The organism is Umezawaea sp. (assembly GCF_036375055.1).
Taxonomy (GTDB): domain Bacteria; phylum Actinomycetota; class Actinomycetes; order Mycobacteriales; family Pseudonocardiaceae; genus Umezawaea.
In genome coordinates this window covers 120,617-143,788 of sequence record NZ_DASUSQ010000011.1, presented here as the reverse complement: position 1 = coordinate 143,788, position 23,172 = coordinate 120,617, and the positions used below count along the sequence as shown (strand labels likewise).

At 73.4% G+C, this 23,172-nt stretch carries 24 protein-coding genes and 2 pseudogenes; 20 read left to right on the top strand and 6 right to left on the bottom strand.

Annotation, left to right across the window (positions count from 1 at the left end):
- Nucleotides 1-17 precede the first annotated feature (17 nt).
- From VFZ92_RS04140 to VFZ92_RS04095, 10 genes are all read left to right on the top strand, one after another.
- The gene (locus VFZ92_RS04140) at nt 18-821 is read left to right on the top strand and encodes an IclR family transcriptional regulator domain-containing protein (protein WP_330874327.1); all 804 of its coding nucleotides are present in this window, start codon (nt 18-20) and stop codon (nt 819-821) included.
- 107 nt (nt 822-928) lie between these two features.
- Nucleotides 929-2,104 (top strand): CoA transferase, encoded by a 1,176-nt coding sequence (locus VFZ92_RS04135; protein WP_330874326.1) that lies wholly within the window; start codon nt 929-931, stop codon nt 2,102-2,104.
- Complete coding sequence (locus VFZ92_RS04130; protein WP_330874325.1) at nt 2,101-2,919, top strand: citryl-CoA lyase; 819 nt, start codon at nt 2,101-2,103, stop codon at nt 2,917-2,919. The genes VFZ92_RS04135 and VFZ92_RS04130 overlap by 4 nt, the downstream gene beginning before the upstream one ends.
- Nucleotides 2,912-3,775 (top strand): extradiol ring-cleavage dioxygenase, encoded by an 864-nt coding sequence (locus tag VFZ92_RS04125; protein WP_330874324.1) that lies wholly within the window; start codon nt 2,912-2,914, stop codon nt 3,773-3,775. The genes VFZ92_RS04130 and VFZ92_RS04125 overlap by 8 nt, the downstream gene beginning before the upstream one ends.
- Complete coding sequence (locus VFZ92_RS04120; RefSeq protein WP_330874323.1) at nt 3,772-4,131, top strand: hypothetical protein; 360 nt, start codon at nt 3,772-3,774, stop codon at nt 4,129-4,131. Before VFZ92_RS04125 ends, VFZ92_RS04120 begins: the two co-directional genes overlap by 4 nt.
- Before the next feature lie 2 nt (nt 4,132-4,133).
- Entirely contained in the window at nt 4,134-5,087 is a 954-nt protein-coding gene (locus VFZ92_RS04115) for a zinc-binding dehydrogenase (RefSeq protein WP_330874409.1), read from the top strand.
- Nucleotides 5,088-5,245: 158 nt separating this feature from the next.
- A complete protein-coding gene (locus tag VFZ92_RS04110; protein WP_330874322.1) occupies nt 5,246-5,674 on the top strand; it encodes a nuclear transport factor 2 family protein in 429 nt (142 codons plus the stop codon).
- A 31-nt stretch (nt 5,675-5,705) separates the two neighbouring features.
- Nucleotides 5,706-6,251, top strand: a complete 546-nt coding sequence (locus VFZ92_RS04105; RefSeq protein WP_330874321.1) for a TetR/AcrR family transcriptional regulator — start codon at nt 5,706-5,708, stop codon at nt 6,249-6,251.
- A gap of 270 nt (nt 6,252-6,521) precedes the next feature.
- Nucleotides 6,522-6,896: an STAS domain-containing protein gene (locus VFZ92_RS04100; protein WP_330874320.1), complete on the top strand. Its 375-nt coding sequence runs from the start codon at nt 6,522-6,524 to the stop codon at nt 6,894-6,896.
- A 150-nt stretch (nt 6,897-7,046) separates the two neighbouring features.
- Nucleotides 7,047-7,781 (top strand): GAF and ANTAR domain-containing protein, encoded by a 735-nt coding sequence (locus VFZ92_RS04095; protein WP_330874319.1) that lies wholly within the window; start codon nt 7,047-7,049, stop codon nt 7,779-7,781.
- Between the two features lie 32 nt (nt 7,782-7,813).
- Here the strand turns inward: VFZ92_RS04095 and VFZ92_RS04090 are convergent, their stop codons facing one another.
- Nucleotides 7,814-9,001, bottom strand: a complete 1,188-nt coding sequence (locus VFZ92_RS04090; protein WP_330874318.1) for a cytochrome P450 — start codon at nt 8,999-9,001, stop codon at nt 7,814-7,816.
- A 183-nt stretch (nt 9,002-9,184) separates the two neighbouring features.
- Here VFZ92_RS04090 and VFZ92_RS04085 point away from each other — a divergent pair.
- Nucleotides 9,185-9,712 (top strand): annotated as a pseudogene (locus VFZ92_RS04085) (helix-turn-helix domain-containing protein); the annotation flags it as partial.
- 252 nt (nt 9,713-9,964) lie between these two features.
- Here VFZ92_RS04085 and VFZ92_RS04080 read toward each other — a convergent pair.
- A complete protein-coding gene (locus tag VFZ92_RS04080) occupies nt 9,965-10,327 on the bottom strand; it encodes an SgcJ/EcaC family oxidoreductase (protein ID WP_330874408.1) in 363 nt (120 codons plus the stop codon).
- A 13-nt stretch (nt 10,328-10,340) separates the two neighbouring features.
- A complete protein-coding gene (locus tag VFZ92_RS04075; protein WP_330874317.1) occupies nt 10,341-11,372 on the bottom strand; it encodes an NAD(P)H-dependent flavin oxidoreductase in 1,032 nt (343 codons plus the stop codon).
- Between the two features lie 115 nt (nt 11,373-11,487).
- Between VFZ92_RS04075 and VFZ92_RS04070 the strand changes: the two genes are divergently transcribed.
- Nucleotides 11,488-12,345, top strand: a complete 858-nt coding sequence (locus VFZ92_RS04070) for a LysR family transcriptional regulator (protein WP_330874316.1) — start codon at nt 11,488-11,490, stop codon at nt 12,343-12,345.
- 15 nt (nt 12,346-12,360) lie between these two features.
- On the opposite strand, the gene VFZ92_RS04065 is transcribed toward VFZ92_RS04070, so the two are convergent.
- Nucleotides 12,361-13,077: an SDR family NAD(P)-dependent oxidoreductase gene (locus tag VFZ92_RS04065; protein WP_330874315.1), complete on the bottom strand. Its 717-nt coding sequence runs from the start codon at nt 13,075-13,077 to the stop codon at nt 12,361-12,363.
- A 158-nt stretch (nt 13,078-13,235) separates the two neighbouring features.
- Nucleotides 13,236-13,802 carry a TetR/AcrR family transcriptional regulator gene (locus VFZ92_RS04060; RefSeq protein WP_330874407.1) on the bottom strand — a complete coding sequence of 189 codons (567 nt, stop codon included), beginning with the start codon at nt 13,800-13,802 and terminating at the stop codon, nt 13,236-13,238.
- Between the two features lie 113 nt (nt 13,803-13,915).
- Between VFZ92_RS04060 and VFZ92_RS42385 the strand changes: the two are divergent.
- Nucleotides 13,916-14,125 (top strand): annotated as a pseudogene (locus VFZ92_RS42385) (SDR family NAD(P)-dependent oxidoreductase); the annotation flags it as partial.
- 213 nt (nt 14,126-14,338) lie between these two features.
- Here VFZ92_RS42385 and VFZ92_RS04050 read toward each other — a convergent pair.
- Complete coding sequence (locus VFZ92_RS04050) at nt 14,339-15,250, bottom strand: RNA polymerase sigma-70 factor (RefSeq protein WP_330874313.1); 912 nt, start codon at nt 15,248-15,250, stop codon at nt 14,339-14,341.
- A 169-nt stretch (nt 15,251-15,419) separates the two neighbouring features.
- Here VFZ92_RS04050 and VFZ92_RS04045 point away from each other — a divergent pair, with 169 nt between their 5' ends.
- The 7 genes from VFZ92_RS04045 to VFZ92_RS04015 all read left to right on the top strand — a co-directional run bounded on the left by VFZ92_RS04045 (nt 15,420) and on the right by VFZ92_RS04015 (nt 23,165).
- On the top strand, nt 15,420-15,905 hold the full coding sequence (locus VFZ92_RS04045; protein ID WP_330874312.1) for a carboxymuconolactone decarboxylase family protein: 486 nt from the start codon (nt 15,420-15,422) through the stop codon (nt 15,903-15,905).
- A 101-nt stretch (nt 15,906-16,006) separates the two neighbouring features.
- Nucleotides 16,007-16,525, top strand: coding sequence for a hypothetical protein (locus tag VFZ92_RS04040; protein ID WP_330874311.1), 519 nt, complete (start codon nt 16,007-16,009; stop codon nt 16,523-16,525).
- An 87-nt stretch (nt 16,526-16,612) separates the two neighbouring features.
- Entirely contained in the window at nt 16,613-17,137 is a 525-nt protein-coding gene (locus VFZ92_RS04035) for a DUF6328 family protein (RefSeq protein ID WP_330874310.1), read from the top strand.
- 42 nt (nt 17,138-17,179) lie between these two features.
- Nucleotides 17,180-18,568, top strand: a complete 1,389-nt coding sequence (locus VFZ92_RS04030) for a serine hydrolase domain-containing protein (RefSeq protein ID WP_330874309.1) — start codon at nt 17,180-17,182, stop codon at nt 18,566-18,568.
- A 40-nt stretch (nt 18,569-18,608) separates the two neighbouring features.
- Nucleotides 18,609-20,204, top strand: a complete 1,596-nt coding sequence (locus VFZ92_RS04025) for an ABC transporter substrate-binding protein (RefSeq protein ID WP_330874308.1) — start codon at nt 18,609-18,611, stop codon at nt 20,202-20,204.
- Between the two features lie 24 nt (nt 20,205-20,228).
- On the top strand, nt 20,229-21,224 hold the full coding sequence (locus tag VFZ92_RS04020) for an ABC transporter permease (protein ID WP_414719803.1): 996 nt from the start codon (nt 20,229-20,231) through the stop codon (nt 21,222-21,224).
- Nucleotides 21,225-21,227: 3 nt separating this feature from the next.
- Nucleotides 21,228-23,165, top strand: a complete 1,938-nt coding sequence (locus VFZ92_RS04015) for a dipeptide/oligopeptide/nickel ABC transporter permease/ATP-binding protein (RefSeq protein WP_330874306.1) — start codon at nt 21,228-21,230, stop codon at nt 23,163-23,165.
- Nucleotides 23,166-23,172: the final 7 nt, after the last annotated feature.

The following is a 23,172-nucleotide window of genomic DNA, read 5'->3' as shown; positions in this document are numbered from 1 at the left end:
GTGGGAGGAGGCGCGTGGTGCCACGTGAGGGAACGGGTCCGGACTTCATCGAGGCGCTCGCGCGCGGGCTGGAGGTCATCGCGGTCTTCCGGCCGGGCTGCCCGGCGATGACGCTCGCCGAGGTGGCGTCCGCGACGGGCCTCGCGCGCCCCACCGCGCGCCGGATCCTGCTGACGCTGGAGGAGCTGGGCTACGTCCGCACGGCGGACCGCGGCTACTCCCTGACGCCGAGGGTGCTGGAGCTGGGCGTGGCGTACGTGCGGTCCATGGGCCTGTGGGACGTGGCGAGGCCGCACCTGGAGAAGCTGGTGGAGCGCACGAACGAGTCGTGCTCGATCGCCCAGCTCGACGGCTCGGACATCGTCTACGTCGCCAGGGTCTCCGTGCCCAAGATCGTGTCGCTGTCGGTGCAGATCGGGACGCGGTTCCCGGCCCTGGCGACGTCGCTGGGGAAGGTCCAGCTCGCGGCGCTGCCGCCGGACGAGCTGGACCGGGTGCTCGCCGAGCCCTCGCGCTCGGGCCTGGTCTCGCGGTGGCAGCCGGACCGCGCCGAGCGCGACGCCGCGCTGCGCGAGGTGCGGGCCCGCGGCTGGGCGCTCACCGACGAGCAGCTCACGCTCGGGATCCGCTCGATCGCCGCGCCGGTCCGCGACGGGTCCGGCCGGGTCGTGGCGGGCGTGAACGTGAACTGCCACGCCGCCGAGACCTCCGTGGAGCGGCTGGTCGAGCACCACCTGCCGCTGCTGCTCCAGACCGCGGGCGACATCAGCGCCGACTTCGCCCGGCTGGAGACCGTCCCGCACGTGACCGCGTCCGCCTAGCGTTGTCCGCTCGTCGGACATGTGTCCGCTAGATCCTTGACTAGTTCCCGTGCCAGTCGCACAATCCGTCCTGCGGACGCGTGTCCGCAGGACGGCGGGATAACTGCATGGTTGACACCGGAGTGCCGGAGACGTCGGCGGGCCCGCTGGCGGGCGTCCTGGTGGCGGACTTCTCCCGGATCCTCGCCGGGCCCTACGCCACGATGCTGCTCGCCGACATGGGCGCCTCGGTCGTCAAGGTCGAGGGGCCCGGGGGCGACGACACCCGCACGTGGACGCCACCGGTCCACGACGGCGTGTCCACCTACTACCTGGGCGTCAACCGGGGGAAGCGGTCCATCGCGCTCGACCTGCGCGACGCGGCCGACGTCGAGGTCGCCCGCGAACTGGCCCGGCGGGCCGACGTCGTGGTGGAGAACCTCAAGCCCGGCGGCATGGCGAAGTACGGGCTCGACTTCGAGTCGGTGCGGGAGGCCAACCCCGGTGTCGTGTACGCGTCGATCAGCGGGTTCGGCTCCGGCGCGGGCCGGGACGTGCCGGGTTACGACCTGATGGTGCAGGCGATCTCCGGGCTGATGAGCCTCACCGGAGACCCCGACGGGCCGCCGTTCCGGGCCGGGATCTCGGTGTTCGACGTGATGGCTGGCAACCACGCCGCGATCGGCGTCCTCGCCGCGCTGCGGCACCGCGACGCCACCGGCGAGGGCCAGCACGTCGAGGTCAACCTGCTCTCGTCGGCGCTGACCGGGCTGGTCAACCACAGCTCCTCCTACGTCGCGGCGGGCGTCGTCCCGTTCCGCATGGGCAACGCGCACCCGAGCGTCTTCCCCTACGAGGCGCTGCCGACCGCGGACAACGACCTGATCGTCACCGCCGCCAACGACGCGCAGTTCCGCAAGCTGTGCGGTGTGCTCGGCATCCCCGAGGTCGCCGACGACCCCCGGTTCGTCCGCAACGCCGACCGCACGCGACGCCGGGACGAACTGCGACCGCTGCTCACCGAGCGGTTGCGGACCAGGGGCGCGCTGGAGTGGTTCGACCTGCTCGTCGCGGCGGGCGTGCCGTGCGGGCCGATCAACACCATCGACGGCGGGTTCGCGATGGCCGAGCGGTTCGAGCTGGACCCGGTCGTCGTCGTGGGCGAGGGCGACCGGGCCGTGCCGACCACCCGCCACCCCATCCGCTTCTCCGCGACCCCCGTCGGCTACCGCCTGCCGCCCCCGCTGCTCGACGAGCACGGCGGGGAACTGCGGGCCTGGCTGGAGAAGGGGCGGGACGCGTGACCTACCCGACGGCGCTCGGCGCCTCCACCCCCACGACCATCACGCTGCTCGGCCAGGACCTCGCCGAGGACGTGATGGGCAGCGTCGGCTTCGGTGAGCTGGCGTTCTGGCTGGCCACCCAGCGCAGGCCGACGCCGGGGCAGACGCGGGTCTTCGAGTCCGTGCTCGCCGCGCTGGCCGACCACGGGTTCACCCCCACCGCGATCGTGACCCGCCTGACCTACCTGTCCGCGCCCGACTCCGTCCAGGGCGCGCTCGCCGCGGGCCTGCTCGGCGGCGGCTCCCGGTTCCTCGGCGTCACCGAGGACTGCGGCCGGTTCCTGCACGACGTGCTGTCCGGTGTGGACGGTGAGCTGCCCGTCGACGACGACGGCTGGGACGAGCTGGCCCTGACCGCGGTGCGCGCGCGGCGGGAGCGGGGGGAGTTCGTCCCCGGTCTCGGGCACCACGTGCACAAGGACGGCGACCCGCGCACGCCCCGGCTGTTCGCCATCGCCGCCGAGGAGGGGCTGCACGGCCCGCACCTGGCGCTGTTCGCCGCCATCGGCCGCGTGCACCCGCGGGTGCTCGGCAAGACGCTGCCGCTCAACGGCGCGGGCACCTGCGGCGCGGCGCTGGCCGACCTCGGACTGCCGCTGGAACTGCTGCGCGCCTTCGCCCTGCTGGCCCGCACGGCCGGGCTGATCGGCCAGCTCGCCGAGGAGATCAGGCACCCCGTCGGCAACGACATCTTCCTCTCGGTGGACCTCAACAACGCTTCCGTCCCACCGGATCCCCAGTCACCCGAGTCGAGCACCGGAGGTCGGCATGGCTGAACTGGTCGCGGTCATCGCGTCCACGCACCACCCGTTCTACTACCGCGCCAGCACCGCCACGGGGGAGGACCGGCCCCCGTTCGCGGACGAGTGGGTGCGCAAGGTGGAGGCGTTCCGCGAGACCCTCACGAAGGCGCGGCCCGACGTGCTCGTGATGGTGGGATCGGACCACTTCCACCAGCTCTGGCTGGACAACATGCCGCAGTTCCTGGTCGGCAAGGCCCCGTTCTACGACGCGAACTGGGCCAACGAGGAACGCGAGTTCGGCCTGCCGAGGATGCTCCTCAAAGGACACGAGGACCTGTCGGCGTACGTGCTGCGCGAGGGCATGGACGCGGGGTTCGACCTGGCGTTCTCCAACGAGCTGCGGATCGACCACTCCATCACGTGCCCGATCATCACGCTGCGCCCCGAGGCCGACCTGCCGATCGTCCCCGTCTACACCAACATCTTCGCCCCTCCGCTGCCGCAGCCGAAGCGGTTCGTGCAGCTGGGCAGGACGATCCGCCAGCTCATCGAGTCGTGGCCGTCGCACCAGCGCGTCGCGGTGATCGGCACCGGGCACCTCTCCCTCGAACTGGGCGGGCCCCGGCAGTTCGGCCCGCACGGCCCCGACCCCGAGTTCGACCGCAAGGCCGTCGAGTGGATCGCGGGCGGCGACATCGAGGAGTGCCTGGCCGAGGTCAGCCTCGACAGCCTGCACCTGCCCGGCAACGCCACCCACGGGTTCATGGACTTCATGCTGATGATGGGCGTCGCGGGCGACGGCCGGAAGGCCGACTACGTCGACACGTTCGACCTGTTCCACACGATGGAGGCCTACTTCACCTGGTACCCGGACGGCGGTGCGCGATGAGCAAGTACCTGCTGAACAAGTTCCTCTACACCGTCGACCGCGACCAGGACCTCGTGGAGCGCTACCGCGAGGACCCCGCGGGCACGGTCGCGTGGTGGGAGGACGAGCACGCGAACCGCATCCTCAACTGCGTCGTCGACGAGCGGTCGACCTGGCTGTCGTTCGAGGAGGCGGAGCGCGAGGCGCTGCGCTCCCACGACTACCCCGCGCTGTTCGCGATGGGCGCCCACCCGTTCCTGACGCTCACGCTGTTCATCGCGATGTTCGAACGCGACCACGAGGGCCTGGGCTTCCAGCTGGAGTACGCGCGGCGGCTGGCGCACGAGGCCCTGCCCTACCCCGACATCAGCACGTGAGGATGCGCGCGGCCGAGATCCGCCTGCCCGGTCTGCCCCCGGTCGTGGTCGACCGGGCGACGCCCCGCGCCGGGCTGGGCGAGGTCGTGGTCCGGGTGCTGGCCGCGCCGATCACGCCGCTGGACGTCCTGTGCGCGGGCGGGAGGTCCTACCACGGTGTGCCGCGCACGCCCTACGTGCCGGGCGTCCAGGGCGTGGGCACGGCCGAGGGGCGGCTGGTGTGGTTCCCCACGGCGGCGGGCATGGCACCGGAGGACGGCAGCATGGCCGACGCGGTGGCCGTGCGCCGCGCCGACCTGGTCGACCTGCCCTCCGGGGCCGACCCGGTGCTGGTCGCCGCGGCCGGGCTGTCGGCCGTGGCCGCGCACATGGCGCTGACGTGGCGCGGCGGGCTGGTGGCGGGGGAGCAGGTCGTCGTGCTCGGCGCCGGTGGTGTCGTGGGGCAGGCGGCCGTGCGGCTGGCGCGCCTCGCCGGAGCGCGTCGGGTCGTCGCCGCCGCCCGGTCCGCGACCGCGCGGACCCGTGCCGCCGCCGCGGGCGCCGACGCCGTGGTGGCGCTGGACACCGACGACCACCCCGAGCTGGTGGGCCGCTTCCTCGCGGCCTGCGACGGCTCGGCCGACCTCGTGCTCGACCCGCTGTTCGGCGTTCCCGCCGCGGCCGCCGCCCACGTGCTGCGGCCCGGCGGCCGCATGGTCACGCTCGGGGCGAGCGCGGGGTCGACGTGCCCGCTGGACGCCTCGGTGCTCTACGGCCGGTCCCTGAGGCTGCTCGGGTACACCAACAAGGAGCTGACCGCCGCGCAGCGGGCTGAGGGCATCGGTGTCGTGGCGGGCGCGATCGTCCGCGGCGAGCTGTCCGTGACGCACGAGGCCGTGCCGCTGACCGAGGTCGCCGCGGCGTGGGAGCGGCAGGCCGAGGGCCGGGTCGGCGGCCGGATGGTGCTGGTCCCGTGACCGCGCGGGCGGCCGCCGCTTGACGGCCGAGGAAGAAAGTGGTTGATTACTTACTTGTGACCACTCGCACTTCCTGACTCATCGGTGATGCCGTGAACTGGGCATTCATCTGGGTTGGAAAGTAAGTGGTCAACCGCTTACTAAGCATGGGAGACACCGTGTCCGCTCCGCAGACCACCGACAGCGTTCGAACCACCGCCCAGCGGACGTTCCGGACCCACCTGGAGCACCTGGCCGCCGGGCGGACCGCCGAGTGGGCCGAGCTGTTCACCGAGGACGGGGTGCTGGAGTTCCCCTACGCCCCGAAGGGCTACCCGAGCCGGGTCGTGGGCCGGGAGGGCCTGGCCGGGCACCTGAGGGGTTTCTCGGAGAACTTCCGCGTCGACTTCACCGACCTGCGCTTCCACGAGACCGTCGACCCCTCGCTGGTCATCGCGGAGCTCAAGGGCACGGGGGTCGCGCTGGCGACCGGTCGGCCCTACGACCAGACCTACATCTGCGTGGTCGAGACCGAGGGTGGCAGGATCAGCCGCTACGTCGACTTCTGGAACCCGCTGGTGGTCGCCGAGGCGCTCGGCGAGGGCTGACGCGGCCCGCGCACGAGAGTTGGTCGAGCACATGGACAGCGGCACGCGACAGCGTTCCACCGCCGAGCAGCGCCGGGCCACGGTCCTGCGCACCGCGATCGAGGCGTTCGCGGAGCGCGGGTACTACGGGACCTCGACGATGGACGTGGCCAAGGCCGCGGGCATCTCGCAGGGCTACCTGTACCGGCTCTTCAAGGACAAGGAAGCGCTGTTCGCCGCGCTGGTCGACCACTGCTCGGACCTCCTGCGCGAGTCCGTGGCCGCCGCGGCGGCGTCCGCGCCGAGCACCGACCCGGAGGACGTGCTGCGGGCGCTGACCGCCTCCTACGACGAGGTCATCGCCGACCGGGCCCTGCTGATGATCCTGGTGCACGCCCAGTGCTGCGCGGCCGAACCGGTCATCGGCGAGGCCGTGCGCCGCTGCTACGCCAAGCAGGTCGAGCACGTCCGGGCGGTGTCCGGTGCCTCCGACGAGCAGATCCGCCGGTACTTCGCGGACGCCCTGCTCAGCAACGTCGTGGTGGCGATCGACGCCACCGCGGTCGACGCTCCCTGGGCGCGCACGCTGCGCACCTGACCGCGGCGCTCACAGGCCCAGGACGCCCGACGTGCGCGATCCGGGGCGGGGCGCGTGACGTCCTCACCTCCCACCAGGACCTCGCCGCGGGGCGGCCGGACAGCGGGTCGACCAGCGTGGTCCTGCCGGAGCCGTTCGGTCCGACCGGACCGACCAGCTCGCCCTCCCGGACGTCGAGGGTGGTGCCGCCGAGCGCCCTCGGCTCCACGATCCGCCTCCGGCGGCAGGCTACGGTTCTGGTGAGCGGAGCCAGAGGCGTCTGGAGGCGGCATGTCGATCGAGGACGAGTACGTCGAACCGGTACGGGTGGAGCAGGAGCACCGGGACGACGCCGTCGTCGTCCGGGTGGCCGGACAGGTGGACACCTCCACCGCCCCGGTCCTCGGCGACGGGCTGGCCGCGGCGTTCACCGCCGCCGCGCGAGGCGGGCTCCCGGTGGTGGTCGACCTGACCGCCGTCGACTTCCTCGCCTCGGTCGGGCTGTCGCTGCTGGTGCAGCACCACCAGATCGGCGAACGGCAGGGCACGCCGCTGCGCGTGGTCGCCCCGGCCCGCAACCCCCTGCGCGCGCTGCGGGCCACGATGCTCGACGAGGTGCTCCAGCTGTACGCGAGCGTGCCCGAGGCGTTGGCCGCCACGTCCTGAGCCGCCGTGCGCCGTCGGCACGGAGGAAGGCATGGATCATGCCGCGAACGGGTAGACACCGACCAGGTCGTGAGCGATCGAGGTGTGGTCTGGGGCCGGTCCGCGAGCGGTGCACTGTGGTGGACGTCCGAGAGTGCGACGGGAGAAGGAATGCGCTTGCAACCCGACTCGGCCTCGCCGGGTCCGCTGGACGAGGTGCGGAGCGCCCTGCTGGGGCTCACCAAGGCGCTGGACGGCGACGAGGACTTCCAGGTCCTCCTCCAGAGCGCGTGCGAGCAGGTGGTGACGGCGCTGCCGGAGGTGCGGCAGGCGACCATCACCCTGCTGGACCACGGGAAGGCCCGCACCGCCGCGGCCACCAGCGACCTGGTGCAGAGGCTCGACCAGGACCAGTACCGGATCGGCGACGGCCCGTGCCTGCACGCCTCGCGCACCGGTGAGCTGGTGCGGGCGACCGCTCGGGAGGCGATCGACCGGTGGCCGGACTTCGGTCGGGACGCCCACGCGGCCGGGTTCGGCAGCTTCCTGTCGGCGCCGCTGGTCGTGGAGGAGGGCTTCTCGGGCGCCGTGAACTGCTACGGCGCCTCCGACGGGGGTTTCGTCGAGCTGGACGGGCAGGCGCTGGCGCTCTACTCGACCGCGGTGGAGGCGATCCTGCGCGCGCACCGCCAGTACGCCCTGGCCAAGGAGAACGCCGAGCACCTGCGCCGCGCCCTGGCCTCGCGAGCGGTGATCGACCAGGCCAAGGGCGTCATCATGGCGGTCCGGCGGGTCGACGCCGACTCGGCGTTCCGCATCCTGGCCGAGCAGTCGCAGCGCCAGAACAAGAGGCTCCACGAGGTCGCCACGCAGTTCATCGCGGAGGTCAGCAGGCCCGTGGGCTGAACCCCCGCGGCGAACCGGCCCCGCCGCGGGTTTCACCAGGTGACCGGGAGCGCGGTCACCCCGTGGACGTCCGCCCCCTCGCGCAGCGGGACGTCCTCGGCGGCGACGGCCAGGCGCAGCCGGGGGAACCGGGCCGCCAGTGCGGGGAACGCCACGCGCATCTCGACCCGCGCCAACTGCCTGCCGAGGCAGAAGTGGGGGCCGTGGCCGAAGCCGAGGTGGCCGACGGCGGCGCGGTGCGGGTCCAGGACGTGGGGATCGGTGAACCTCGCCGGGTCGCGGTTGGCCGCCGCCACCGCCAGCACGACGGTCGACCCCGCCCCGACCACGTGGCCGTCGAGTTCGACGTCCTCCAGCGCCACCCGCGCGAGGACGGGCACGACGGTGAGGTAGCGCATCAGCTCCTCCACCGCCGTGTCGACCACGTCCGGACCGCCGCGCAGCGCCGCCCAGCGCTCGGGCCGCCGCAGCAGCGCGAAGGTCCCCAGCGCGATCACGTTGGCGGTGGTGTCGAGGCCCGCCGCGAGGAGCAGACCTCCCACGGCGGCCAGTTCGTCGTCGGTCAGGTCGGTCGTGGTGAGTTCGCTGAGCACGTCGTCGGTCGGTGCGGCGCGCTTCGCCGTGACCAGGTCGCGGACGTAGCCGCTCAGCGACTCGAACGCCTCGTGCTTGCCCTCCGGCGCGGTGTCGGTCCCGAACAGCCTGGCGGCGTCGGCCTGGAAGCGCCCCCGGTCGGCGTACGGGACGCCGAGCAGCTCGCAGATCACCGTGGTGGGGATGGGCTGGGCGTAGGCGGTGACGAGGTCGATCGGCCCGCCGTGCCGCTCCATGGCGTCGAGGTGCTCCGCGGCGACGAGTTCGATCCGCTCGGTGAGCTGCGCCATCCGGCGCGTGGTGAACCTGCCCGCCACCAGCTTCCGGTACCGGGTGTGCTCCGGCGGGTCCATCTTGAGGAAGTCGCCGGGCCGCGCGGGCGGCGCCGTCACACCCTCGAACCCCGGCAGCGGCGAGTGCTGGAGTTCGCCGCGGCTGCTGAACCGCGGGTCGGCCAGCACCTGGCGCACCGTGCCGTAGCCGGTGGCCAGCCACCCGTCGTGCCCGTCCGGGAAGCGCAGCGGGGTCAGCGGGGCCGCGGCGCCGATGCGGGTCAGCTCGGCAGGAGGGTCGAACGGACAGCCCGGCGTCCGTCCGGTGGGCAGGTCGACGGCGGACTCGATCATGGTCTCCCTCGTTCGTCCGCGGAGGCCGCCGGGTGCCCGGCGACCGGCTCCGAACATTAGGGACGGGCCGAAGACCGATCCACCGGCAAAGCTCGTCGCCAGGAGGGTTCGCGCTGGTGGTGGTCGTGATCGCCGATTGCAACGACCGTGCCGATTAATGCTCTGACAGGTGGTCGCGTTGCAATGGTCCTCGACGCCCGCACATACTGGCGGCGACGGAGCGGGGGTGCTGGGCGGATGCCAGGACGCAGGCTGACCGGCGCCGACCGGCGGGAGATCGCCGCGGGGTTGGCGCGCGGGCTGGACTACGCCGGGATCGCCCGGCTGCTGGGCCGCCCCACGTCCACGGTGAGCCGCGAGGTGGCGCGCAACGGCGGACCCGGCCGCTACCGCGCGGACCTGGCGCAGCTCGCCACCACCCACCGGGCCCGGCGCAGGCCCCGGCCGCAGGCGGTGGCGCGGCGCGTCGGCGAGCACCGCGGCCTCGCTCCCGAGCTGGCGGCGGCGTTCGTCGCCGACTTCACCGCGGCGCTCGTCGCGACCGGCCTGCCGCGCACCGCCGCCGGTGCCCTGGCGTGCCTGTCCACCTCCGAGACCGGCAGCCGCACGGCCGCCGAGCTGGCGCGGGAGCTGGGGGTCAGCGCGGCCACCACCTCCCACGCCGTCGGCCTCCTGCTGGAGCAGGGACTGGTCCGCCGCGAGCGCGAGACCGGGAGCAGGCGCTACCGCTACTCCGTCGACGAGGACGCGGGCTTCCGCTCCGCCGTCGTCGGCGCCCGTGCCAACCAGCGGCTCGCCGCGACCGCGCTGCGCGGTGCCGACGTCTTCGGGACCGACACCGCCGTCGGGGCCAGGCTCGCGGCGGCGGGCCGCCTCCTGGACCACGTCGGCGGCGACATCATCCGGTCCGCGCGGCACTGGCGGGCCGTGATCGGCGGGGAACTCGGCGGGCCGTTCCCCGGCTCAGGGGGTCGGCCGGGACACCTGGTAGTGGCCGATGAGCCAGGCGCCGTCGACCCGCCGCAGGACCACGCCCAGGAGCACCGCCAGCGCCGGTCGGTCGGTGAAGCCGAAGTCGACGGCGACGTAGCCGAGCACGACGTCCTCGGCGAGCCGTCGGACTTCGAGCACCCGGTGGTCCGCGGTCAGGCCGAGCGGCTGGCCGTCGTAGTACGCGGCCACCCCCTCGCGCCCGACGGAGTAGGGGCGCAGGCCCTGGAAGACCGCGTCCTCGGTGAAGGTGGCGGCGACCCGCTCGGGGTCGTGCGCGTCGACGCCCGCCTTCCACTCGTCGAGCACCCCGGTCAGGATGTCCTCGTCGTTCATGGTCCTTCTCCGTTCAGAGGTCGCGCGCGAGGTCGGTGAGCGTGTCGGCCGCGGGCCGCGGGCGCACCTGCCGGTAACCGGTGCCCGCCCACAGGTTGACGTGCTCGGGGTCGCCCGCGGCGGTGGCCGCCGCGCGCATCGGCCTGGTGAGGTGGTGCAGCGCCGGGTAGCCGGACGGCGCGTGGTCGTGGTGGGCGGCGGTGAAGAGGTTCGGCACGGCGCGGGCGGGCCGTCCGGTGAAGGCGCGCGTGACGACGGTGTCGCCGCGGTCCGCGCCGAGCAGGGCCGCGCGGTGCGCGGCGGACGTGCCCGCCTCCGGCGCGAGCAGCAGCGCCGTGCCGACCAGGACGGCCCGCGCGCAGCAGGTGATCATCGCCGCGACCTCGGCGGGGTCGACGACACCGCCCGCGGCGATCTTGGGCAGGCCCGCCGCGTGGTTGACCTCGGTGAGGAGTTCGCGCAGCGGCTTCTCCGGCGGGATCCGGTCGGGCGTCAGGGTCCCGGAGTGGCCGCCCGCGGCCGAGGCCTGCACGACGAGCGCGTCGACGCCCGCGTCGACGGCCCGCAGCGCCTCGTCGGCCGAGGTCACCGTCTGCACCAGGACGCTGCCCGCCCGGTGCAGCGCCGCCACCGCGGCGGCGTCGGGCAGCCCGAAGGTGAACGAGACGACCGGGACGGGGTGGTCGAGCAGCAGGTCGACCTTGTCGCGCCAGTGGTCGTCGTCCTCGACCGGCTCCGGCGGGACCGCGGCACCGAACCGCTCGGCGTCGGCCCGCACGGCGTCGCGGTAGCGGCGGTAGGCGGCCCTCTCGACCCGGACCGGGTTCGGGGCGAACAGGTTCACCCCGAACGCGCCCGTGGCCGACCGCACGGCCGCGATCTGCTCGCCGAGCTGCTCCGGGGTCCGGTAGCCGCCCGCCAGGAAGCCGAGCGCCCCGGCCGAGGCCGCGGCGACGACGAGGTCGGGCGTCGTCGGTCCGCCCGCCATGGGAGCGGCCAGCACCGGCAGCGCCACGCCGAGGTCGTCCAGGAAGCTGGTGCCCATCGGTCTCCTCCTCCCCGCCCTCCTCGGGCCGGGTCGTGAACTGTCCTAAAACGACGGTAGGCGTGCGCTGTCCGCGGCGGAAATGCCTGGTGCGGTGCACCTATACTCACCGGTCATGGATGTCGAGCTGCGTCACCTGAGGGCGTTCGTCGCGGTGGCCCAGCAGCTCTCCTTCACCCGTGCCGCCGAGCAGATGCTGATCACCCAGCCCGCGCTGACGCGGACGGTCAAGCAGTTGGAGGCCGTGCTGGAGGTCAGCCTGCTCGACCGCGACTCCCGCCACGTCGAGCTGACCGCCGTGGGCGCGGAGTTCCTCGAACGGGCTCAGCAGGTGCTCGTCGCCGTGGACCAGGCGCTGGCCTCGACGCGCGAGCGGGTGACCGTGCGGATGGGGTTCAGCTGGCTGCTGCCCGATCCGTGGGCCCAGGGCACCCTGACCCGCTTCGAGCGGGCCACCGGGAGCCGGGTGTCGCTGGTGCGGGTGGACGACCCCCTCGTCGGGGTCGTGCAGGGCCGGATCGACGTCGCCGTCGTGCGCGGCCCGGTCGACGGCGGCTCACCCGCGCGGGTCGTGCACCTGTTCGACGAGGTGCGCGTCGCCGTGTGCTCGGCGGACTCCGACCTCGCCGACGCCGAGCAGGTGCGCTGGGACGAGGTCGGCCGGTGGCCGCTGGTGGTCAACACCGTCAGCGGCACCACCGGACCGTGGTCGTGGACCGGCGGCGGCCGTCCGACCGAGGTCGTCGAGACCCACAACTTCGACGAGTGGCTGGAGTCGGTCGCGGCGAACCGGGGCATCGGTGTCGTGCCGGAGGTGGCGATGCGCCGCAACATCCACCCCGCCGTGCGCTTCATCCCGCTCATCGGTGCCCCGTCCAGCCCCGTCTCGATCGCGTTCCTGCCGGACCGCCTGCCCCGGCTGATGCGCCGGTTCGTCGAGGCGGCCGTCGACTCCGCCCGCGACCGCGGCTGACGTCGTGCCCGCGGGTCAGTGGCCCGCGCTCTGGCCGCCGTCGACGTGCAGCACCTCACCGGTGACGAACGGCGCGTTCTCCAGGAAGAGCACGCCGTCCACGACGTCGTCGATGGTCCCCATGCGCCCCACCGGGTGCAGGCTCGCCATGGCCGCGTGCGTCTCCGGGGCGTGCATCGGCGTGCTGATGATGCCGGGGGAGATCGCGTTCACCCGCACGCCCCGCGTGGCCAGCTCGATGGCCAGCGACTTGGTCGCGGACTGGAGGCCGCCCTTGGTGAGCGAGGCCAGCACCGACGGGACGCTGCTGTTCGCGTGGTCGACCAGGCTCGTGGTGACCTGCACGACGTGACCGCCCCCGCCCTGCCGCAGCATCTGGTCGACGGCGAGCTGGGTCGTGGTGAAGAAGCTGGTGAGGTTGACGCCGATCGCGGCCCGGTAGTCCTCGTCGGTGTACTCGGTGAACGGCTTGGCGATGAAGATGCCCGCGTTGTTCACGAGGGTGTCGACGCGGCCGAACTCGCGCACCGCGGTCTCGATGACGGCCCTGGCCACGGCGGGGTCGGAGATGTCGCCCGCCACGGTGACGTGGTCGGGCTCGGTGGACGGGGCGATCGAGCGCGAGTTGGCGACGACCGCGAAGCCCGACTTGCGGTAGGCCTCCACGAGTGCCGCGCCGATGCCCTGCGAGGCGCCGGTGATGACGGCGACCTTCTGGATGCTGTTCGTCATGGTGCTGTCCGTTCCGGTGTGGTCTGGGCTGTTCGCCTGTCACCACAAAAGCTAGGCGCGTCCGGAAAGCCTGTGAAATGCCTGCTCCGGCGGATCGATGCCTCCCGGTAATGGATCACCGGGTCCACACCGGACTCGGCGCGGTCACGCCGCGGGCGTCACCGCCCGGTGCCGGTGGCGAACGAACCGACGTAGGCCAGCGCGGCGTTCATCGACGCTTCGAGCGGCGCGACCTGGAGCATCGTCTGCGAGAGCAGGACACCGCCCTGCAACGCCGCGAGCAGCGACAGCGCGAGTTCCTCCAGGTCGGCGTCGGCCCGCAGCTCCCCGCGCTCGCGCATGGCCCGCAGACCCCCGAGGATGAGGTCCTTCCAGCGCGGGAAGCCGTTGGCGAGGTCGGTGCGGGACTCCTCGTCGCGGACGCTCAGCTCACCGGCGAGGGAACCGAGGTTGCAGTCGCCGCGGCTGCCGTTCTCCCGCTGCCGCTCGATCGCGGCGTCGGCCCACGCGCGCAGCGCCTCGACGCTGTCGAGCGCGGAGATCCTCGGCTGGTCCGCCCGCACGATCGCGTCGGCCTGCCTGGTGATGACCGCCCTGATCAGCGCCTGCTTGCTGTCGAAGTAGTGGTAGAGCTGCGATCCGCTCACCCCGGCCGCCGCGCGCACGTCCACGATGCCGGTGCCTGCCACGCCGTTGCGGGCGATGAGCTCGGTCGCGGCCTCGATGATGCGGTCCCTGGTCGCCCTGCCCTTCGGGTCAGGCGGCGCGGCTTCGGTGGTTCGCCCACGGCCGCGACCCGGAGCGGGGCGCCCGGCTCGTCGAGGAGGTCGGCGAACGCGGCGGCAGGACCCGGTGCGTGACCGCGGACCTGGCCGACGCCGACGAGGTGCGGGCTCTCGCCGCCCACGCGGGCGACGTGGACGTCCTGGTAGACGACGCGGGCATCCACGCGTTCACCAGCACGCCGGACACCACCGCCGACGGCTTCGACCGGCACTTCGCCGTCAACACCCGCGCACCGCTCCTCCTGGTGGGCGCTCCCGTCCCCGCCGTGGCCGAGCGCGGGCACGGCACCGTCGTCGACATCACCTCGACCGCGGCGACGTCCTCGCCGCGTCCAGCCGGGTCCGCGCGCGCTCGGAGCTGGGGTGGAGGCCCGACCGCGGCGACGTGCTCACTATGGTCGGTGAACCCCGCCGACGGGACCTGGCCGTTCCGCCGGTCACCGGGGTGTCCTGGGAGGACGGTGGGTGGTCCGGACTCACCGGCTCAGCGACGTCTCCTGCTCCATGTGCGACAGCTTCTCGGGGTTGCGGACCGCGTAGATGCCGGTGATCAGACCGTCGTCGATGCGGATCGCCAGCACCGTGTCCACCTCCCCGTCCCGGTGCAGGACCATCGCCGGGTGGCCGTTGACCTGCGCGGGGCGCAGCCACGCCGCCGCGTCGCGGCCCGGCCCCGAGGTGAGCAGGCGGGCCACCTTGAGCGCTCCCACGATCGGCCGGGGAACGGCCTGCCTGACACCGCCGCCGTCACCCACGAGGACGACGTCCGGCGCGAGGACGTCGAGCAGCCCCTGGAGGTCGCCGGTCTCGGTCGCCCGCTGGAAGGCCTCGAACGCGGCTCGGGTCTCGGCGGGGGAGACGGCCCCGCGCGGTCGGCGCTCGGCGACGTGCGCCCGCGCCCGGTGCGCGATCTGGCGCACGGCGGCCGGGGTCTTGTCGACGGCGTCGGCGATCTCGTCGTACCCGAGGTCGAACACCTCGCGCAGCACGAACACCGCCCGCTCGGTCGGCGCGAGCGTCTCCAGCACCAGCAGCATCGCCATCGAGACGCTGTCGGCCAGCTCGACGTCCTCCGCCACGTCGGGCGCGGTCAGCAGCGGCTCCGGCAGCCAGGAGCCGACGTAGGACTCCTTGCGCCTGCCGAGCGCGCGCAGCCTGTCCAGCGCCTGGCGGGTGGTGATCCGGACCAGGAACGCGCGTCGGTCCCGCACGGTGTCGAGGTCGACGCCCACCCACCGGAGCCAGGTCTCCTGGAGCACGTCCTCCGCGTCGGCCGCCGAGCCGAGCATCTCGTAGGCCACGGTGAAGAGCAGGTTGCGGTGGCTGAGGAACGCCTCCGTGGCGGGGTCGGGGCGGTCGTCGGTCTCGGTCCGCGCCGTGTCGGGCATGGGGCAGCTCCTCTTCGCTCTCACCGGTGTCACCCGCCAGACGCCGCTCACCACCGTTCCGTGACACCCGCGCCGCATGGCGCTCGTCACGCCACCGCGCTGTCACGGCGGGAGCGCCGCGGACGACTCGTGGTCGACCGATCGCACCACCACGAGTGAGGACGAAGCCATGGACGCCCGCATCGACCTGTTCCACAACGAGACCGCCGCGAGGTTCGGCAAGCGGTTCGCCAACGCGAGCCTGGTCATCGTCCAGTCGGCCCTGCCGAAGACCACGCAGGAGCTGGTGTCGCTGCGCGCCAGCCAGATCAACGGCTGCGGCTTCTGCGTCGACATGCACACCAAGGAGGCCTCGGCCGCGGGCGAGACGGCGGTCCGGCTCAACCTGGTCGCGGCCTGGCGCGAGGCCACCGTGTTCACCGAGGCCGAGCGGGTGGCGCTCGCGTTCGCCGAGGAGGGCACCCGGCTCGCCGACACCCACCACGGCGTGTCCGACGAGACCTGGGCGCGGGCGCGCGAGCACTACGACGACGACCAGCTCGCCGCGCTGATCTGCCTGGTCGGCCTGATCAACGCGGCCAACCGGATGAACGTCATCGCGCGCAACCCGGCGGGCTCCTACGAACCCGGCGCGTTCGACGCCATGAGGGGCTGACCGCCGTTCGCGGCCGGGCCCACCTCGGCCCGTTTGGCGCCCGCGCACCGGGGTAGACCGGCGGTGAGGTCCTGTCCGCGTTCCGCACAGCGAGGAGTGCCATGTCACGCGCCGTTCTCCCGTCGGTCGGTGTCGAGGTGGAGCTGAGCTGCCGGGTGTCCGGCGCGGCGGTCACCCTGCGCTCCAGGCCGGTGCTCGTCGACCTCGTCGGCGAGTGCCGCGTCCGGGTGGAGGAGGGCTCCGGTGACTCCGTCGGGACCCGGCTGGTCGGTCTGCGGTTGACCGGCGACCTGCCCGACGCGGGCGGCCCCGAGGACGGCGGCACCATCACCCTGGAGCTGGAGGACAGCGCCGCCGGGGTGCTGCGGCCCCTGCCGGACGCCCCGTCGCGGTTCGCGAACGAGCTGGTGGGGGCCTTCACGCTGACCGTCGTCCAGCCGGACAGCACGGTCGGCGCGGTGGGGCGGCACCCCGTCCGGCTCAGCGCCGCGCGGACGGCCTTCCCGCCCGAAGGCGACGAGTACGCGCTGGCCGAACCCGTCGAGTTCGCGCTGCCCGACGTCCCCGACGTGACCATCGCGACGGTCGAGGAGCTGGTCGTGCGCCTGCGCGTGACGTGAGACGGCCGAGGCTCGTGTGGCGGTCGGCGGCGCGCGGTGCGAGGGTCGCGGGGTCCGTCCGATCCCGCTGGGGAGGCGCACGAGCAGATGAGCCGGGCAGAGGAGCGCGACCAGGACCGGTGGAGGCGCAACCTCAACGAGCTGCTCCAGGAGCTGCGGGTCGCCCAGGCCGGTGTGCAGATCCTGTTCGGCTTCCTGCTCACCATCGTGTTCACCGACCGCTACCAGGAGGTCGACCGGTACGTCAGGGCCACCCACCTGGTCACGGTCCTGTTCGCCGCCGCGTCGGTCGCGCTGCTCACGGCCCCGGTCGCGTGGCACCGGGCGCTGTTCCGCCGCGGCAGGCGCGAGGACGTCATCGAGGTTGCCCACCGCTTCACCGTGGTCGGCCTCGGCACCCTGGCCTGCGCCATGACCGGCACCGTCCTGCTGCTCGGTGAGGTCGTCGTCGGCGGGTGGGTCGGGATCGCGTTCGGCGTCGTGGCGGGTGTCGGCTTCGCGACGCTCTGGTTCGTCCTCCCGCTCCGCGAACGCGGACGGGACGGCATCGACGCCCCCGACGACCCGGACTTGTCGCACCCGACCAAGCGGGAGCCGCCAAGTCATCCGTGACGACGAACACATCGGTCCGCTTCGTTCCTAGCATCATCGTGCATGGGCAACCTTCACGAGGTTCACGCTTGGCTCGACGAGCGGCTTCCGTCCCTGCTCGCCAAGCACGATGTACCGGGTGCGGCGTGGGCCGTGCTCCAGGGCGACCAGGTGGTCGACGGTGCCGCGGGCCTGCTCAGCAAGGCGACCGGGGTCGAGGCGACCACCGACTCCGTCTTCCAGATCGGGTCGATCACCAAGCTCTGGACCAGCACGCTGGTCATGCAGCTCGTCGACGAGGGCGCGGTCGGGTTGGACGAGCCCATCCGGACGTACCTGCCGGAGTTCCGCGTCGCGGACGAGGACGCCGCCCGGCGGATCACCGTGCGGCAGCTGCTCAACCACACCGCCGGGTTCGAGGGCGACATCTTCACCGACACCGGGGTCGGTGACGACTGCGTCGAGAAGTACGTCGCGACGCTGCACGGCGTGCCGCAGCTGTTCCCGCCCGGCGAGCGGTTCTCCTACAACAACGCGGGCTACTGCGTGCTCGGCAGGCTCGTCGAGGTGCTGCGCGGCAAGTCCTACGACGCCTGCCTGCGCGACCACCTCATCACGCCGCTGGGGCTCACCCACGCGGCGACCGGGCCCTACGAGGCGATCATGTTCCGCGCCGCCGTCGGCCACGTCGAGCTGGAGCCGGGCGCGGGCTACGTCCCCGCTCCGGTGTGGGCGCTGGCGCGGTCGAACGCACCGGCGGGCTCGACGCTCGCGATGCGGCCCCGCGACCTGGTCGCCTTCGCCAGGATGCACCTGGAGGACGGCCGGGCGGCCGACGGCACCGCGGTCCTGGCTCCCGGCACCGCGGCCAGGATGCACGACCGCGAGGTGGACCTGCCCCCGCTCGGGCTCATGGGGACCTCGTGGGGGCTCGGCTTCGAGCGGTTCGACACGCCGGAGGGCACGCTCGTCGGCCACGACGGCAACACCATCGGGCAGGGCGCGTTCCTGCGGATGGTCCCGGAGTCGGGGCTGGTGGTCGCGCTGCTGACCAACGGCGGCGACATGTTCGCGCTGCACCACGACGTCGTGGGCCACGTGCTCGCCGAACTCGCCGACGTCGCACTGCCCCCGCTGCCCGCGCCGCCCGCGCAACCGCCGAGGATCGACGCCCGGCGCTACGTCGGCACCTACTCGGCGGAGGTCTTCGACCTCACCGTCAGCCAGGACGACGACCAGCGGATCTGGATCGACCAGGTCCCCAAGGGGGCGCTGGTGGACATGGGCGGGAAGGTCGAGCGGACCGAACTCGTCCACTACGGCGACGACCTGCTGATCCCGCTCGAGGCCGATCGCGGGATGCACATGCCGCACGCGTTCCTCGGCGACGACGGCACCGGCCGCGCGCTCTACCTCCACCTCGGCCGCGCCGTACGTCGCGCCGGGGCCTGACGACCCCCATCCCACGAGAACCGCACGGAACGGAACCGCCATGAAGCGGACCACAACGGGCACCTACGGCCTGTCCCTCTGCCTGGTCGCCGCCGCGCTCGCGGGCTGCGGGGGCACCTCGACCAGCGGCGGCGAGGCCCAGGTCGTCGACGGCGGAACCTTCACCCTCGGGGTCTCCTCCGACCCCGGCAGCCTCGACCCGCAGATGGGCGCGGGCTCCACGCTGTTCACCGTCTCCCAGTTCGCCTACGACCCGCTGCTCAGCGTCGACGGCGGCACCGGCGAGATCAAGTCCGGCCTCGCCAAGACCTGGAAGGTCGAGGGCACCACGGTCTCGCTGACCCTGGCCGACGGCGTCACCTGCGCCGACGGGGCGAAGCTGACCGCCTCCCACGTCGCGGCCAACCTCAACTTCGTCGCCGACCCGAACAACAAGAGCCCCTTCCTGGGCACCTTCTTCCCGGCGGGAGCCACGTCGGTGGGCGACGACGCGGCGGGCACCGTGACCGTGACGCTGCCCCAGCCCGCGCCGTTCGTCCTCAACGGACTGGCGAGCCTGCCCGTGGTGTGCCCCACCGGGATGGCCGACCGCTCCGCGCTGAAGACGGGCACCTCGGGCACCGGGCCCTACCAGCTCACCGAGGCCGCGCCGGGCGACCACTACACCTACACGATCCGCGACGGCTACACGTGGGGACCCGGCGGTGCCACGACCGCGACCAAGGGGCTGCCGAAGACGGTCGTGGTCAAGGTGGTGCAGAACGAGACGACCGCGGCGAACCTGCTGCTGTCCGGCGGGTTGAACGCCGCGCAGGTGAACGGGCCGGACGCGGAGCGGCTGGAGAAGTCGGGGCTGTTCGCCGCGCAGACCCCCGCGCTGGTGGGGGAGCAGTGGTACAACCACGCCGCGGGCCGGGTGACCGCCGACCCGAAGGTGCGCATGGCGTTGACCAGGGCGCTCGACCTCGCCCAGCTGCGGAAGGTCCTCACCTCCGACAAGGGCTCCGGGGCGACGACGCTGGCCGCGAACGAGCCGGTCGCCTGCCCCGGCGACTCGGTCTCGAAGGCGCTGCCCGCCTTCGACGCCGAGGCCGCCGCCGCGCTGCTCGACGAAGCCGGCTGGGCCGCGGGGAGCGACGGCAAGCGCGCCAAGGGGGGCACGCCGCTCGCGGTGACCTTCCTCTACCAGAACAACAACGGCAGCGCGGGCGACGCCGCGGCCGAACTCGCCGTGCAGCAGTGGAAGGCGGTCGGTGTCGAGGCCACCGCCCGCAGCCAGGACGAGACCACGTTGACCAGCACCATCTTCGGTGCGGGCGACTGGGACGTCTCCTGGGTCTCGCTCAACGTGAGCAGCCCGGACCAGCTCGTGCCCTTCCTGTCCGGCCCGGCCTCTCCCGACGGCACGAACTTCGCCGCCATCGCCGACGCGGACTACGACAAGGCGGTCGCCGCGGCGATGACGACCGCGGGCGTCGCGGGGTGCGCCGACTGGCTCGCCGCGGAGTCCAGCCTGATCGCCAAGGCGGACGTCGTGCCGTTCGCCGCCAAGGTCGTGCGCACGTTCGGCAAGGGCGCGGAGTTCCGGACGCCGGGCCAGCTCATCCCGACGAGCATCCGCGTGCTGGCGAAGTAGCGACGGGGGACGGTGGACATGTCGGTGAGCGTGACGGCTCCGAGCCCGGTCCGGGTCGAGGCGGGGAAGCAGGCCCGTCCGTGGGCGCGGTTCGCGGTCCGGCGCCTCGGGCGGCTGCTGGTGTCGCTCTGGGTGCTGGTGACCGCGTCCTTCGCCATGATCCACCTCATCCCCGGCGACCCGGTCCGCGGGGCGCTCGGCCCCACGGCGCCGGTGGCGCTGGTCGAGGCCCGCAGGCAGGCGCTGGGGCTGGACGACCCGATCCTCACCCAGTACCTGCACTACCTGCGGGGGCTGGTCACCGGCGACCTCGGCACGTCGATCTCCTCGCAGCTGCCGGTGTCCGACGTCATCGCGCAGCGGCTGCCCGCGACGCTCCAGCTGGCAGTGCTGGCGTTCCTGGCCGCCGTGGTCGTGGCGATCCCGCTGGGGGTCCTCATGGGCGTGCTGACCCGGCGCGGCCACGGGCGCCGCACGGAGCTGGCGTTCACCACGACCAGCATCGTGGTGGCGACGGTGCCGGACTTCCTGATCGGCGTGGCGCTGATCTACGTCTTCGGGATCCGCCTGGAGCTGCTCCCGGTGGCGGGCAACGAGACCGCGGCGGCGTACGTGCTCCCCGTGTTCTCGCTCGCGATCGGGGCGGCGGCGATCCTGGCGCGGATCGTCCGCGTCGAGATGGTGGGTGTGCTGGAGGCGGACTTCGTCCGGACGGCCCGCGCCAAGCGGCTCCCCGCCAGGACCGTCTACCTGGGACACGCGCTGCCGAACGCCGTCACCGCGGCCCTGACGCTGGGCGGGCTGCTGCTCAGCTCGATGGTCGCGGGCACGGTGCTGGTGGAGAACGTGTTCGCCTGGCCGGGACTGGGCAGCACGATCGTGCAGTCGATCCTCACCAAGGACTACCCGGTGGTGCAGGCGATCGTCCTCGTCTACGGCGTCGGCGTGCTGATCACGAACCTCGTCGTGGACGTCGCGCTCGCCCTGCTCGATCCCCGCTCGACGATCCGGGAGGTCTGACGGATGCAAGGACGCTGGTCGCGGGTCGTGCGCACCCCGGTGGGGCTCACGGCGACCGTGCTCGTGGTCGCGGTGGTCGCACTGGCCTGCCTCGGACCGGTCCTCTGGGGCGCGGGCGCCGACGCCGTCGACACCGACGACATCCTGGCGGGGCCGTCGGCCGAGCACTGGGCGGGAACGGACAACCTCGGGCGGGACATCCTGCTGAGGACCCTGGTCGCGGCCCGGCTGTCGATCGTGCTCGCGCTGCTCGCCATCGCGATCGCGGTGGTGGCCGGTCTGCTGCTCGGCTCGGCGCCGTTCGTGCTCGGACGGCACGCGGGCCGGGTGGTGACGGCGGCGGTCAACATCGCCGTGGCCTTCCCAGGCCTGCTGCTGGCGCTGTTCTTCGCGGTGGTGTTCGGCGCGGGCGCGACCGGTGCCGTGCTGGCCATCGGGCTGGCGGGCGCCCCGGCGTTCGCCCGCCTCACCCAGACCCTCGTGGCCGGGGTGGCGGCGCGCGACTACGTCGCCGCCGCCGGCATGGCGGGCGTCGGCCGGATCAGGATCCTGTTCCGGCACGTGCTGCCGAACATCGCCGAACCGCTGGTCGTCAACACCACCATCGGCGCGGGCAACGCGCTGCTGGCGTTCGCGGGCCTGTCGTTCCTCGGTCTCGGCGTCCAGTCGCCCTCGTTCGACTGGGGTCGCCTCCTCTACGACGGCATCGGCGCCATCTACGTGAACGCCGCCGCCGCGCTCACCCCCGGCGCGGCCGTGCTCCTCGCGGGCCTCGCGTTCAACCTCTTCGGCGAGTCCGTCGCGAAGGGGCTCGGTGTCCCGGTGGGCGTCGGCCCGCGCGCGCGGGCGAGCGCCCCGCCCGCTCCCGCGACCGCGCCGGAGCCCGCCGTCCGCGACGAGGACGTCCCCGAGCCGTCGTCCGACGTGGTGCTCGACGTCCGCGACCTGGAGGTCACCTTCCCCGGTCCGGCAGGCCCGGTGCGGCTGGTCCGCGGGGTGTCCTTCGAGGTGCGGCGGGGTGAGGCGGTCGGCATCGTCGGCGAGTCGGGGTCCGGCAAGTCCATGACCGCGCTGGCGATCACGCGGCTCGTCGCCGACCACGGCCGGGTCGACGCGTCCCGGCTCGACCTGCTCGGCACCGACCTGCTGGCGCCCGACACCGCGGTCCGCCGCCGGATGCTGGGCACCTCGCTCGCCATGGTCTTCCAGGACCCGATGACGTCGTTCAACCCCACCCGCCGCATCGGGGCCCAGCTGGCCGAGGTCGCCACCCACCACCAGGGCCTGACCCGGCGCGAGGCGATGGCCCGCGCGGTGGACCGGCTGACCGCCGTCCGCATCCCCGACGCCGACCGGCGCGCGGGGCAGTACCCCCACGAGTTCTCCGGCGGCATGAGGCAGCGGGCCATGATCGGCATGGGGCTGATGGGCGCGCCCGCGCTGATCGTCGCGGACGAGCCGACCACCGCGCTCGACGTCACCGTGCAGCAGCAGGTGCTCGACCTGCTCGGCGCGATCCGGGAGGCCGACGACGTGGCGCTGGTGCTGATCAGCCACGACGTCACGGTGGTCGGGGAGGTCTGCGACCGGGTCCTGGTGATGTACGCGGGCCGGGTCGTGGAGGACCTGCCCGCCGCCGACCTGGCGACCGCCGCCCGGCACCCGTACAGCCGCGCGCTGGTCGACGCGGTGCCCGACATGTCCACCGACCTGACCAAGCCGCTCGCGACGATCCCCGGCCGCCCGGTCAGCCCGGCCGACGCGCCACCCGGCTGCGCCTACGCCGACCGCTGCCCGCTCGCCGACGCCCGGTGCCGCACCGAGGACCCGCCGCTGGTGGCCGACTCGCGGCGCCACCGGGTCGCGTGCTGGCACGCGGGCGAACCGCTGCCCGCCGACCTGAGCGCCGACGACCTGGTCGAGACGGTGGAGTCCCTGTGAGCGCGCC

Coding starts and splice junctions, on each gene's coding strand:
- VFZ92_RS04040 (WP_330874311.1), top strand. CDS start 16,007: ATGTCACGCGCCGTTCTCCCGTCGGTCGGTGTCGAGGTGGAGCTGAGC.
- VFZ92_RS04035 (WP_330874310.1), top strand. CDS start 16,613: ATGAGCCGGGCAGAGGAGCGCGACCAGGACCGGTGGAGGCGCAACCTC.
- VFZ92_RS04015 (WP_330874306.1), top strand. CDS start 21,228: ATGCAAGGACGCTGGTCGCGGGTCGTGCGCACCCCGGTGGGGCTCACG.
- VFZ92_RS04045 (WP_330874312.1), top strand. CDS start 15,420: ATGGACGCCCGCATCGACCTGTTCCACAACGAGACCGCCGCGAGGTTC.
- VFZ92_RS04070 (WP_330874316.1), top strand. CDS start 11,488: ATGGATGTCGAGCTGCGTCACCTGAGGGCGTTCGTCGCGGTGGCCCAG.
- VFZ92_RS04100 (WP_330874320.1), top strand. CDS start 6,522: ATGTCGATCGAGGACGAGTACGTCGAACCGGTACGGGTGGAGCAGGAG.
- VFZ92_RS04065 (WP_330874315.1), bottom strand. CDS start 13,077: ATGACGAACAGCATCCAGAAGGTCGCCGTCATCACCGGCGCCTCGCAG.
- VFZ92_RS04135 (WP_330874326.1), top strand. CDS start 929: ATGGTTGACACCGGAGTGCCGGAGACGTCGGCGGGCCCGCTGGCGGGC.
- VFZ92_RS04080 (WP_330874408.1), bottom strand. CDS start 10,327: ATGAACGACGAGGACATCCTGACCGGGGTGCTCGACGAGTGGAAGGCG.
- VFZ92_RS04090 (WP_330874318.1), bottom strand. CDS start 9,001: ATGATCGAGTCCGCCGTCGACCTGCCCACCGGACGGACGCCGGGCTGT.
- VFZ92_RS04095 (WP_330874319.1), top strand. CDS start 7,047: ATGCGCTTGCAACCCGACTCGGCCTCGCCGGGTCCGCTGGACGAGGTG.
- VFZ92_RS04030 (WP_330874309.1), top strand. CDS start 17,180: ATGGGCAACCTTCACGAGGTTCACGCTTGGCTCGACGAGCGGCTTCCG.
- VFZ92_RS04075 (WP_330874317.1), bottom strand. CDS start 11,372: ATGGGCACCAGCTTCCTGGACGACCTCGGCGTGGCGCTGCCGGTGCTG.
- VFZ92_RS04115 (WP_330874409.1), top strand. CDS start 4,134: ATGCGCGCGGCCGAGATCCGCCTGCCCGGTCTGCCCCCGGTCGTGGTC.
- VFZ92_RS04025 (WP_330874308.1), top strand. CDS start 18,609: ATGAAGCGGACCACAACGGGCACCTACGGCCTGTCCCTCTGCCTGGTC.
- VFZ92_RS04120 (WP_330874323.1), top strand. CDS start 3,772: ATGAGCAAGTACCTGCTGAACAAGTTCCTCTACACCGTCGACCGCGAC.
- VFZ92_RS04105 (WP_330874321.1), top strand. CDS start 5,706: ATGGACAGCGGCACGCGACAGCGTTCCACCGCCGAGCAGCGCCGGGCC.
- VFZ92_RS04125 (WP_330874324.1), top strand. CDS start 2,912: ATGGCTGAACTGGTCGCGGTCATCGCGTCCACGCACCACCCGTTCTAC.
- VFZ92_RS04050 (WP_330874313.1), bottom strand. CDS start 15,250: ATGCCCGACACGGCGCGGACCGAGACCGACGACCGCCCCGACCCCGCC.